Consider the following 12140-nt stretch of genomic DNA (forward strand, 5'->3'; position numbering starts at 1 on the left):
TCCAGATGTGGAAGAGGGGTCGAATGGCGTACCGGAAGAACCGAGGCGTTTCGTCCTTGGACCACTCGAGGAAGATGAAGCCTTTTTTCAGGTCGTCGCCAACAATCTGGACGGGGTCGCAGTAGCCGGGTTCAAGATCCAGATCGAGGTTGAGACGTAACCATGTGGAAACTGTGGTGCTCCAGTTCTTGTCGTTGTATCCAAGCACACCTCCATCCTTGTAGGTGGGGCGAAGGTTGTTCTTTCGAGTGAAGTGGAGGCCTTGACCGAATCGGCCCGCATCGGCTGAGAGGCGAACGTCATCATTGGGTTTGGCTGGAGCGAGGTTAGCACCCTCGACGACATAGCAGGCCTTGTCGCCCCGGGCGAAGTCGGCATCCAGTCCGTGATCGAACGACGCGTGCAGAGTCAGGGCTCGCGCGAGGCGTGTCTTCGTTTCCTTGTCGGCTGCGGCAAGTCGCTGCTGTGCTTCGGCAGGCTCGATCTCATGCACGAAGATGTTTCGCCAGCGGATTTCTCCGCCGTGGGTTTGCAACATGATGGGGCCCTTCGCCGGCAGAGGCTTTGAACGGTCCCAGAAATTTTCCATGACAGCCCCATCGACGACGAGGTGATCGTTGAGCCAGACCCAGGTTCGGCTGCCGATCTGAGTAATTTTGAACTGGTTCCATTCACCGAAGGGGCGGTCGGCACGAACGAGTGGATCACGTCCCGCCGTCCAGGGAGTGTTGTTGAAGAGTCCGCCCGAGCCGAGGTGGGGGCGGCGTGTGGGAGCCTTGGGGTCGAAAACCTGGTTCCAGTCCCAGATCTGGACCTGCGGCGTTCCGCGAAGATAGATGCCGCTGTCGGCTTTCGCGACCGTCTTGTATTCAATCAGGAGATCGATGTCTCCAAATTCTTCCTCGGTGGTGGCATAAGGACCGTGACCATCGTTGACGAGTTCCCCATTTTCAACGGTCCAATTCTTGGGGAAGTCGAGTCGCTGCTGGGCGAGGTCTGCGGCTTTCTTGTCTCCTGTCAGATTCGTACCGTTGTGCGGATTATTGCCATACCAGCCGGCGAGATCCTTGCCATTGAAAATTGCTTTGAAACCTTGTGGAGGCTGCGGTTCTGCCGCAAGTGCGCTGCTGGGGCTCAGATGTTCCGCCAACGGAATCAGGGCAAGAATGGCAAGGCAGAAATTCACTCGCATCGATTGGCTCCGAGGTACAACATGGTGGACAGGACAGTTGTCGTGAGGGTCGCCGTCATATTCATGCCCGCCGCCTGGACGGGGCGAACTTGAGATCGAGAGCAGGATTCTATCGAAGTGCAGAATGGCATTCTAACGCGATCATGAACAGCCTGCATCCGGATCGGATCGTCCCATCGCATTTCCTTCTGCCCGAAGCCGATCGGCTCCCCCAGACCGCTTTGTGGTTTGGGAGATCCCTGTTCCGGAGATGAGAACCAAATGGATGATACGAGCAGGGGAGACGAAGTTGATGCTTGCTGTGATTTGGACTTGCGTCTATCTTCGGGTTACCTTTGAAAGGTAATTGTGCGATGATTCTGGACCCTTGAGGAGCGGGGATGCTTCACAACGTGTCAGAACAGCAGGTCGTCGGTCTCGCAATGTCTTCTGCGTGTCAGATAGGGAAGGATGCCGTCTATGGTTCGGTCTCACCAGTTCGCCGGTGCAGTCATTCTTGGTGTTCTGCTGTCGATGGGGTGTACCACCTCCAGCACTCCCGCCCCGGCCAAAACGTCTGGTTCGTCCAGCGCGACGTCCGAAAACACTGGCTCCGAAGCGAGTGGCGAATCGGTGTCGAAGGGATCAGGAACCAACGGGGCCGAGGCGAAGACCGCCTACTGGGAAGATTATCCCGACGTCCCGAAGATCGAAATTATGGCAGAAGTGGACGGCATCAAGATCCCCCGCATGCCGCCCAACAACGAAACGCTGTCACTTGCCGGACCGATTCCTGCTGATGTTGACAACGAGTGGGCCAAGTCGAGACCCAGTCAGCCCGTGTCCGGTGATGCGATCTCGATTCGGTTCAATTCCGAGCCTCGTGTTCTGAACCCCATTACTGAAACATCGGCCGTCCAGACGTATATCATGCAATACGTCAACGAAGGATTGGCCCGCCAGAATCCTGAGACGTTCGAGTACGAGCCGGGAATCGCAAAGAAATGGGTCGTCGAAGACTCCATCAAGCTCTCGCCTGATTATCCAGGACGCGAGCGCCGCGTCGCTCTGAAGGATGGCGAAGCCAAGGCTTCCTTCGAGATCAATTATGAAGTTGCCCCTCCTGTTAACGGTAAACCTGCGGAATCGAAAACGATCTCTCTGGTCACATCGAATAAAGAAGGCCAACCGCAAGGGGGAGCCTGGGTTGGAATTTATCCTGTCGGAAGAATTCTGGGCGCCTCGACCACGGGCTACCACTATTGGAGCGACAGCAACGGTCAACTTGATGTCGGCGGATTTCCTGCTGGGAAATATGTCGTCAAGACGGGAGACGAAATCTTCGGTCAATCTGAACCGGGTGAAGACGGCAGTCTGATCGTTAAGCCGGGGACAGAAGAAAATCCTCTCAAAGAGGCACTGACACTTAAAAAAGACGAATGGCAGGACGTTCAGGCGAAGACCTACACGACGTTCTATCTGCGTGACGATGTGAAATGGTCAGACGGTGTCCCCTTCACGACCCGAGATATTGAATTTGGTTACGCTCTGCTGAACAGTCCGTATGTCGATGGCGATTCGATTCGGACGTACTACAGCGATCTGGTCGAGTGCACCGCACTGGGGACCCATACGATTCGGTTGCGATATCGACAGCAGTACTTCAAGGCTCATGAATTCTCGTACGGGATCTCGGCCTTTTCGCCACCGATCCATTTCTTTGAAGCGATCTTCAAAGAGAACGGTCGTGAGCTGACGCTGGCCCCGCTGACTCCGCAAGAAGAAGCCTCGAAGAACATGATCAGTGCTCGCGGGCAGGAGTTTGGCAAGTTCTTCAACACGGATGATCGCTATAACCGCAAACCACTGGGAACGGGTCCGTACATCGTCGACAAGTGGGAACGAGGCGACCGGGTCGAACTGGTGCGGAATCCTCATTACTGGGAGCCTGCCAAGGCGGGACACCTCGATCGAATCATCTTCAAGTTCATTATCGACCAGGTGTCGGCGATGGCAGCGATGAAGGCGGGTGAGATCGATTTCTTCTTCGACATGTCAGCCGAACAGTTTTTCGAGGACTGGCCGACGCTCGACAAGGAAACGCGTGAGACGTACGTGCGCGGAATGTGGTTCTCACCCATGTTCAGCTATATCGGCTGGAACCAGCTCGCGACGCCATTTAAGGACCGCCGGGTTCGAATTGCATTGACGATGTTGTTCGACCGGCAGGATTTCGTGGACAAGAAACTTCACAACGCCGGGGTGGTGGTCTCGGGAACGCAGTACCTGTTTGGTCCCGGGTATGACCGTGAAGTATTGCCGATTGCGTACGATCCCGAGGCGGCTCGTGAATTGTTGACCGAGGCTGGCTGGATCGATTCGGACAACGATGGGATTCTGGACAAAAACGGCGAGAAGTTTCAGGTGCTGCTGCGACTCCCCAAGGGAAAGCCTGTTAACGAGCAGATGTGCGAGATCATGCAGAAGAACTTCAAGAGCGTCGGGATCGACATGCAGATCCAGACCATGGAGTGGGCCTCGTTCATCGAGAAGCTGCGAGCAAAGGAATGTGATGCGGTCGCCCTTCGCTGGGCGATGCCGATTGAGAGCGATCCCTTCCAGATCTGGCACAGCTCGGAAGCGGCTCGCGAGAAACGGGGAAGTAACACGATTTCGTTCAGCAATCCCCTTGCGGACGAATTGATCGAGATGCTGCGTGTCACGCTGGATGAAAATAAGCGGAAGCGGATTCACCAGTCTTTTCACAGAGTGATTGACAGCGAGCAGCCGTACATGTTTCTCTGGATTCCGAAGGAATTCGGGGCGTACCACAAGCGATTCCGCAATGTGAAGTGGTACCGTCTGCGGCCCGGCTTTGATCTCTCAGAGTGGTACGTGCCGAAAGACGAGCAGGTTCACAAATAATGCGGCTTCGCAAGGTCGCCGTGTTCTCTCCACTATCCCAGATCGAGACGTGTTTTGGCCACTTACCTCCTCAAACGAATTCTGCTGATGATTCCGACGATGTTCGGAATTCTGCTCGTGTCGTTTCTGGTGATCCGTCTGGCCCCCGGGGATCCGGCGGCGGAAAAGTTTGGTGGAGCGGGACAGGCGTCCGCCGGTGTGAATGCAGAACGAGGGACGGAAGCGGCAGAGAAACGATTCCGTGAACGACACGGTTTCGATAAGCCGCTTCCGCACCAGTTCATGTTGTTTCTCAACCGGCTCGTCCAAGGGGACATGATCTTTTTCCAGACCGAGCAGAAGATCTGGCCTGAACTTTGGGATGCCCTGAAGGTCACGATGCTGCTGAACCTGATTGTCTTCACGTTGATCTATGTGGCGGCGATTCCCCTGGGTATCCTGAGTGCCGCCTATCCACGCCACATGTTTGATCGCGTCTCGACGGTCTTTCTGTTCGTGCTTTACAGCCTGCCGTCGTTCTGGGTGGCTGAGTTACTGCGTGAACTGTTCATGCAGAAATGGATCTGGACGAATCTGGGCTTCTCGAATTCCCCACTGCCCATCCTGGGACTGAAGTCCCAGAACTTCGATTCGATGCTCCCGTTCGAACAGTTTGTGGATTACGCGAAGCATATTGTGCTGCCGGTGCTCTGTATGACTTATGGAGGTCTGGCGTACGTCAGCCGGCAGATGCGAGCCGGGATGCTGGAAGTCATTCGTCAGGATTACATACGCACGGCTGAGGCAAAAGGGTGCAGCAAGCCTCGAGTGATCCTGGTGCATGCACTGCGGAACAGTCTCTTCCCGATCATCACGCTGCTCGCCTCGCTGCTGCCATTTCTGGTCGGTGGAAGCGTGATCATTGAGGTGATCTTCAATATTCACGGAATGGGGCTGTTGTCGTACGAAGGAGTGCTGCGCCGTGAGTACGATCTCGTGATGACCACGCTGATGCTGTCCGCCGTGCTGACACTTGTGGGGATTCTGGTCTCCGATATTCTCTACGTAGTGGTCAATCCGCGGGTTTCTTTCGAAGATAAGTAATGGACAGAGTCGGTCCTCACGATGCGCACGTGCCGGCGGAATTAGACGAGTCAGACGATTCGACGAGGGACTCGACACAGGGGGGCGGCGGATCGCTCGTCGTCTGGATGCTCGCCAGTTTGTTCTGCGTGGCCGTTCTTGCTCTAGCCGTCTCGCACGCACCTGCCCGCATCCGTCTGATCGGGCTTCTGTCGATTGGGTTTGGTCTGTTAGTGGGATGGCTGATCGTCTGGCTTGCCAATGTGTTTGAAGTACGGCCTTCTTTATGGACGTTATTCGTCTTCGCCGCTTCGCTGGCATGTGGAGGGTTCGTCTTAAGTACACTCCAGACGTTTCAACTCGATACCGCGATGCGTCAATTGTCGAAAGAGGAAGAGCTCGCCGCGAAGCTCATGCGGGAAATCGATCGACAGCGAGGTGTGGTCAAGGCGGACGAAACTGTTGTGCAGCGATTTCGGGAATTTCTCTCGCGACGAGTCCGACAATTGGGGGCGTGGCCAAGTCCCTGGCCCGAGGTCTTCTGGAGCGGCGAATCTCTGCTGACAGGGATCGCCGCTGGCGGTTTGTCGGTACGGCGGGCGTCAGCTTCCTCACGATCTCAACCTGAATAGAGGAGGCGGTTGATGATTGTGGGCTTAGGGACGGACATCGTTGAAGTTGAGCGAATCGAAAAAATGATCTCAGACCATGGAGATCACTTTTTAACCCGGGTCTTTACGGCGGATGAGATTCAACATTGCCAGCCTCGCCGCGAGCCGGCCCCGCACTATGCAGGGCGTTGGGCCGCCAAAGAGGCCGTGATGAAGGTGCTGGGGACCGGGTTTACACCGCAGGTCGGTTGGACTGACATCGAAGTCAAAGTCAGGTCCAGCGGTCAGCCGTACGTTGAATTGCACGGGGCCACTCAGCAGGTCGCGGTGGAACTCGGGGTTGATGAGATACTGATCACGATCTCACATACCAGGAAGTATGCGACGGCCACGGCTGTCGGCTTGCGAAGAGGCTGACGCAGAGAATTCAACCCCCGGCTGCAATTCATCGGGGCGTTTCTGGTCTCGACCTGCGTGGTTCAGTTCGAATGGCGCTGCTTATTCTTGAGGTAGTAGCTCTGGATTTCGGCGACACAGGAGCGACCGTTGGGGGCGAGCGTAGCACAGCGTGCGTCCGGCGACTGGGCTTTCAGCACGGCGGACTTGGTGCGGACGACGGTCCCTTCCGCCAGGTCGTCGTCAATGTCGTCCCGAGTGAGTCCAAAGCAACTGCATAAGGGAGCTGCGGGGTCTTTAATGGGAATGGGGCGAGTGAACTTGTCCCGCGTAACCTGTCCTGAAAAGTCATCGAAGAAGACGACATCGCACTGGCTGTCGGGGCAGAAGCTGGCCGATTCTGCGAGGCCACGACGAAGTTCGGGCGTCAGTTGCGCGTTGAGGGTTTGAGGGCCCACCGGCTGTCCCAGCGATTGACATCGAGGGCAGCGACTGGCGGTCTCGTCCGGTTCTCGGATAAAGGCTTTGTTCATGACAGAGCGGCACCCCTCAGTTGATCAGGGGACTTTGGAAGCCGGAGACTGCTCTGATCGCAACACGATCAACATCCTGACCAGTTTTTGAGTCCGATCGTTCCGGTCGGAAAGTGCTTGAGCTCGATTACGGGGGCCGAAATTCAGATCGAAGTTTTGAACCTGATTGGCTAACGGAGGAATCGCTGCCTGGGGGCCCATCCCCCCCATCATACCGTTTGAGATCCCGAGTGCAGGCATGCTTTCGCGTGAGACCCGGAAGTACGCCTTGTCATTACCAGCGGCGACGACGCCATTCGTTGTGTCGCGGTCTTTCTGCTGGGTTTGCCCCGGCTCTGGTTGTGCTGGGTCGTCCGTAGCGGCGGGCTGGCTCCTGGCGCCATCGTTGGCGCTCGTCGCTCCGAAAGTCTCCGCGGGCTGCGAGGTATTGTTCCGTTCACCGAGCGAGTTGATCAAAGCGTTCCGGGTTGCGAGATAGGTGACGGCGATATTCGCTTCCTCGTTGACTTCTTCCGGGAGTTCGACCGATTCACGATCCCTGTGTGCTTCGTTGGTTGGATCTGTTCCGGCGAGTGATTGGCTGACTTCCAATTTGGGCCCATAGTTCCCCACCATCGCCCGTGTTCCCGCTGGGAGTTCGATGGGTGGCTGAGGCGACCAGTTTCGGTAGAGATCGGGGTGAATCTTGATGAGGTCGTCGAGGGTGCTCGCGAGCTGGTCACCTGGAGCCCGGACATAAAAGACCTGGAGTTCATCCGACCAGTCAGATTCCTTACGGTCCGCATCACCTTTGAGTTGCCGGCGATCATCGAAGACTTTGTGCTCGTCCCGCTTTTTCGCTGCCCCACTTGCTTCGTCGTTGACTTCCAGCACAGAGCGTTTCTGCAGCAGGAGCTTTAATTCTTCGGCCCCCCGTTCGATATCGACGACCGTCAAGTCAATGACTGCGACCGTGTTAGTAGGGTCCGCAATTCTGGATACGACGACGTCCCCATTGGTCAGTGACGAGAGAAAATCTTGTTGGGATTGGGGCTGGATCGTGTTTGTTACCGGATCGATCATCTCGGCAACGAGGACTGGAGAGATTTCTTCTCCCAGAGTGGGACCCGTCGACACGTGATCGGCAGAATTGAGCTTCGCACGAGGGGGAGCGTTTTCGTGCGATTCCATCGCCGCGCCTGCCGCGAAGCTGCTCATCGCAGACGCCGCTTCCATCTCTGCATTCATTGGCTGATCTATTGAGTCGACAGGCGCTGTGGCCTGCGACATCGCGATTCCGTCTTCCGGGGCCGCTTCGGGAGCGGCGGATTTTGAGAATCGGCCAAATGCGAGTTGATCCGGCGCTGGTCCCGTATGTTCCAGTTCTGCCATCTGATCGGAGTTTTGATGGAGCGGCAGCTGCCTGACAGAGACCATTGCCAGAAGCGATGCCATGGTGGCCAGGATCCCGGCACCGAAAGCCGTCCATTCCCGACGCCAGCTACGGGCGGGGGTGGGATGTGAGCTGGGCGCGGTGGGGAGTGGAGCGGCGTCAACGCGTTTCTGAATATTGGCCGTCAGACCGGCAGGGGCGGACTCACGGGGAAACGAGTGCAGCAACGCGGAAAGCTTCGAGATTTCGTCGAGCTGTTGTCGGAACTCGGGTGACGAGTCGAGTAATTGTTCAACTTCGGCGCGTTCGGCGGGTGTCGCTTCCCCATCGAAGTAGGCCGAGATCAACTCATCAGGAACCGGTAGGTTCATGGTACTGGTTTCTTCCTGCTGTCCCTCTGGACAGACTGCATTTACCTGAACAGAACAATAATCAAATTCCAGCGGGAAGTGCGAGATGAATCTTCATGATCAGAATATTTCCCCGCACTGCGATCACCCATCCCGCCTACAGTACCTCTGACTTCAACAGTATCGACAGTTTGTCACGTAACTCGATGCGGGCACGGTGGATCCGACTGCGAACCGTCCCCACCGGGACCTCGACCAGCTCAGCGATCTCTTCGTAACTCATTCCATCCATCTCTTTCAGCACCAGGGCGGTCCGAAATTCGTCCGAAAGTTCCGACAACGCCTGCTGGACAAGGCGTTGTCTGTCAGAAACTCCCAGTGCATACGACGGTTCGGTCGACGGATTCGCATCCGACGGCTCAACGCCGGTGGCGTCTTTGCGAGCTTCCAGGGAAACCGACATCCGCCGCGTCTTTCGCTTGTGGCTGACCGCTGTGTTGAACGCAATGCGGAACAGCCACGAGTAAAATTGGGACTGCCCTCGAAAACTTCCCAGTTTTTCGAAAGCCTGTACAAAGGCGTCCTGAGCCGCGTCCTGCGCGTCTTCCGTTGAACCGAGCAGATGCACCAAAGAATGAAAAAGCCGATTCTGGTACCGCTCAACGAGTTGCCCGAAAGCCTCCCGTCGACCAGCCAGGCAATTGTCAATCAGCGATTGGTCTGATATCTGGTTCACGATCGATTGCTATTAAGACGCTCGGTCAGAGTGGAAAGTTCCCATGCGTGGTCGTCTCCACTCTGGTTATTTGTAAAAGGGAAGAACTCGTCTGTTCCCGGCGGCTCACCAGGTCTTTGCGCCCCATTCGGGCTCCCGAAAGGACGATCGTCGCAGCCGCCTTGTGTCTCTGTCGAACTGATCGCGATCGCTTTGCCTTCGATCGAATGTGTCAAACAGAAATACTTCGTTCTGTCCCCTGCTGCAACAATCGGAACCCTCTTCAGGTGCCGTGTGTCCGACCTTCGGGTGAATGTCAGGGAATTGATGTTCTGGGGCGACTTTGACGGGTCGGCGGTTCATGAGCGGCTCTCGGCCTTATTCGGGAATCGGCAGGTGTAACGCGATGGTGGAACTGACTGGTGGGGCAGGAGAAAATTTGAAGCCCCCGTACTACGCCGTGATCTTCACCTCAACACGGTCAGTCGAGGACCCGGCAGGCTATTCGGGGATGGCAGAGAGAATGGAACAAATTGCCAGCCAGCAGCCCGGCTTCCTTGGTGTGGAAAGCCACCGGGATCGGGACGGGCGTGAAATCACCGTTTCTTACTGGGCCGATCTGGCCTCGATCGGTGCCTGGCGAAGCCATTCGGAACATTTGCTGGCTCAACTGATGGGGAAGTCTGTCTGGTATGAGTCATACCATGTCCGCATCTGCCGGGTGGAGCAGGTCTATTCGTTCCCGGGTTGAGCAAGCTGCAGGCGAATCCGAGTTTCAGCACCAGAAAGGGGGGCGATCGCTGAAATCTGTCCTGGCGGTGGGGTTGGAATCAATGTGCGACTTACCGGGCTGTCGCGGGGTGATTTGTCTCTTACTTGAGGGGGCAAATCTGGATTGACCGGATTTTGTTGCATCAATAGATAAGCATGGTGGAATTGGTGACGGCGCGGTCATACAGTGGTCAGGGAACACATCAAGCTGTGGAGAATGTGATGCTGCGCCATCCGAGTGATCTGTCGTCCCTGCGAACCAGCCGTCGAAATGCACTGCAACTGGGGGGGCTGGCAGGCTTGTCCGCCTGTTTACCCGGTCTGCTGGGAAATTCCGTTCGTGCGGCCTCGGTCGAACAGGATGCGGTGAGCGGCCCGATGTTTGGGCGTGCCAAGCAGGTCATTTTCCTGTTTCTGGCGGGTGGTCCCCCGCAGCACGAAACGTTTGACCCGAAGCCGCAGGCTCCGCTGGAAATTCGGGGACCGTTCAAGCCGATCAGCACCAATGTTCCCGGCATCCACTTCAGTGAACTGCTGCCGCGCACGGCCCAGCGGGCTGAACATCTGGCGGTGATTCGCTCGATGTTCACGAATAATAATATTCATGGTGGCAGCGGTCACTGGATCTTGACCGGCCGTCCAATGCTCACTGGCGATGGAGAAAATGCACAACCGACCGACTGGCCGAATCTCGCCTCGGTTGTGAAGAAGTTCCGTCCGAGCGAGCGCGTTCCCGCCCTGACGTCGGTTTCGTTGCCGGAACTGTTCATCGGCAATGGAGGCAATATCGAGGCAGGTCAGTTCGGAGGCATTCTCGGGCCGCAGTACAGTCCCGAACTGATTGAGTGTCGTCCCTCTGAGTCGCAATCTTCTCTGGGGGGCTTGTACGCCAGCCGCGTTCCCGCCGAACACATGCAGAAGCGGGTCTCGCTGCTCGACGCACTTGGCCGGACGTTTGATCATACGCCTCGCAGTGCTACGGTTCAGTTGCATGAAGGGTTGAGGCGACAAGCATTCGATCTATTGACGACGGGTGCCGCACGGCAAGCGTTTCACCTGGAAGACGAACCGGACAAGATCCGGGAACGCTACGGTCGCAACCCGTTCGGACAAAGTGTTCTTTTGGCGCGGCGACTGGTGGAAGCTGGTGTGCGATTCGTGACGGTCAATTGGCCTCGTGTCCCCGGCGACCGGGGCGTGGAAAACCCGATCTGGGATACGCACGCGAGAAACTTTGACCGCATGGAAGATTGTCTGGCGCCGCAGTTCGATCTTGGCTTTACGGCCCTGCTGGATGATCTCAGGGAGCGTGGAATTCTTGACGAGACGTTGGTGATCGCCGTGGGTGAGTTTGGACGGACGCCTCGCGTGAATGGCAATGCCGGTCGCGATCACTGGGGATCGGTCTTCAGTTGTGTCCTGGCAGGAGCGGGGATTTCCGGCGGACAGGTTTATGGCTCAAGTGACCGGGAGGGTGCTTATCCCGCGTCTGACCCCGTCAATGCCGGTCATCTGGCCGCAACCGTCTTCCATCTGGTCGGGATTAACAGTCAGGGGACGTTTCCTGACCGATTGGGTCGGGAACTGTCGCTCACGGAATCAGAACCGTTGTACAAGTTGCTGGGTGAGGAGCCTGCGACGACGCAGCGAACTGAGTCAACGGGGGATCTGGCCTTCGTTCCGCCGTACCAGCCGGGCCTGCTGGCTTGCAAGGATTTTGAAACAACATTGCATCTCGTTCCGCTGGACGGTCCCGCAAGTCCCAAGGGCTGGCGAGCCACTGCCCTGTCCGGCAACGGGGCTGGTTTCGGTGTGCGGCTCGACGAACCCAGTCGAACTCCTCGATCAGCCCTGCTGGGTGTTTGGACGGCCAGCTCACAACAGGATGTCGCGATCCCCGTGAAGTCCAGCGTCGTGCTGGCTCAGCAGATTCGAGATCCACAGTCGGGGTATTTCACCATCAAGGCAAAGGTCTCTGCTGGTGGGACGAGTGCGGCGACGCTCGATTCGCTGTTCAGCACGAATTTCCGCTGTCGGCTGGTGTTCTTCCAATACCTGCACCCGAGCAAGACGGCGGTGGAGCGAATGGAGCTGGCTTCAGTCGAGTTCCACCCGATCTTTCTCGATGCGTTCGATGACCAGCTCTGCCAGACCATCACGCTGGAAAAACGAATGGCACCGACGCCGGGGATCAACTTCTCGTTTGGCTTGGGGGTCGGCGTTGCGGTGATGGT

The 12140-nt window shown here is 56.8% G+C and carries 10 protein-coding genes; 6 read left to right on the plus strand and 4 right to left on the minus strand.

Annotated elements, in window-relative coordinates; genetic code table 11:
* Positions 1-1192 (minus strand): 3-keto-disaccharide hydrolase (locus tag VGE80_RS18035; protein ID WP_440593630.1); only part of this gene is annotated, 1192 nt, incomplete at its 3' end.
* A 459-nt stretch (positions 1193-1651) separates the two neighbouring features.
* Between VGE80_RS18035 and VGE80_RS18040 the strand changes: the two genes are divergently transcribed.
* From VGE80_RS18040 to acpS, 4 genes are read left to right on the plus strand one after another with little or no spacing between them, the layout of a single operon-like run.
* Positions 1652-4096 (plus strand): ABC transporter substrate-binding protein, encoded by a 2445-nt coding sequence (locus VGE80_RS18040; RefSeq protein ID WP_440593631.1) that lies wholly within the window; start codon positions 1652-1654, stop codon positions 4094-4096.
* A 54-nt stretch (positions 4097-4150) separates the two neighbouring features.
* The gene (locus VGE80_RS18045) at positions 4151-5179 is read left to right on the plus strand and encodes an ABC transporter permease (RefSeq protein ID WP_397571613.1); all 1029 of its coding nucleotides are present in this window, start codon (positions 4151-4153) and stop codon (positions 5177-5179) included.
* 29 nt (positions 5180-5208) lie between these two features.
* The gene (locus VGE80_RS18050) at positions 5209-5790 is read left to right on the plus strand and encodes a hypothetical protein (protein ID WP_440593632.1); all 582 of its coding nucleotides are present in this window, start codon (positions 5209-5211) and stop codon (positions 5788-5790) included.
* A 12-nt stretch (positions 5791-5802) separates the two neighbouring features.
* Positions 5803-6186: a holo-ACP synthase gene (acpS, locus tag VGE80_RS18055; RefSeq protein WP_373650167.1), complete on the plus strand. Its 384-nt coding sequence runs from the start codon at positions 5803-5805 to the stop codon at positions 6184-6186.
* Between the two features lie 62 nt (positions 6187-6248).
* Here the strand turns inward: acpS and VGE80_RS18060 are convergent, their stop codons facing one another.
* The 3 genes from VGE80_RS18060 to VGE80_RS18070 form a co-directional block, all read right to left on the minus strand.
* Positions 6249-6698, minus strand: a complete 450-nt coding sequence (locus tag VGE80_RS18060; RefSeq protein ID WP_373650168.1) for a hypothetical protein — start codon at positions 6696-6698, stop codon at positions 6249-6251.
* A 24-nt stretch (positions 6699-6722) separates the two neighbouring features.
* On the minus strand, positions 6723-8441 hold the full coding sequence (locus tag VGE80_RS18065) for an anti-sigma factor family protein (protein WP_440593633.1): 1719 nt from the start codon (positions 8439-8441) through the stop codon (positions 6723-6725).
* Between the two features lie 136 nt (positions 8442-8577).
* Entirely contained in the window at positions 8578-9156 is a 579-nt protein-coding gene (locus tag VGE80_RS18070) for an RNA polymerase sigma factor (protein ID WP_440593634.1), read from the minus strand.
* A 385-nt stretch (positions 9157-9541) separates the two neighbouring features.
* On the opposite strand from VGE80_RS18070, the gene VGE80_RS18075 reads away from it, so the two are divergent.
* Complete coding sequence (locus VGE80_RS18075; RefSeq protein WP_440593635.1) at positions 9542-9886, plus strand: antibiotic biosynthesis monooxygenase family protein; 345 nt, start codon at positions 9542-9544, stop codon at positions 9884-9886.
* Between the two features lie 242 nt (positions 9887-10128).
* On the plus strand, positions 10129-12140 hold a 2012-nt coding region (locus VGE80_RS18080; RefSeq protein ID WP_440593636.1), incomplete at its 3' end, for a DUF1501 domain-containing protein.

It is taken from the genome of Schlesneria sp. (assembly GCF_036405755.1).
Classification (GTDB): domain Bacteria; phylum Planctomycetota; class Planctomycetia; order Planctomycetales; family Planctomycetaceae; genus Schlesneria; species Schlesneria sphaerica.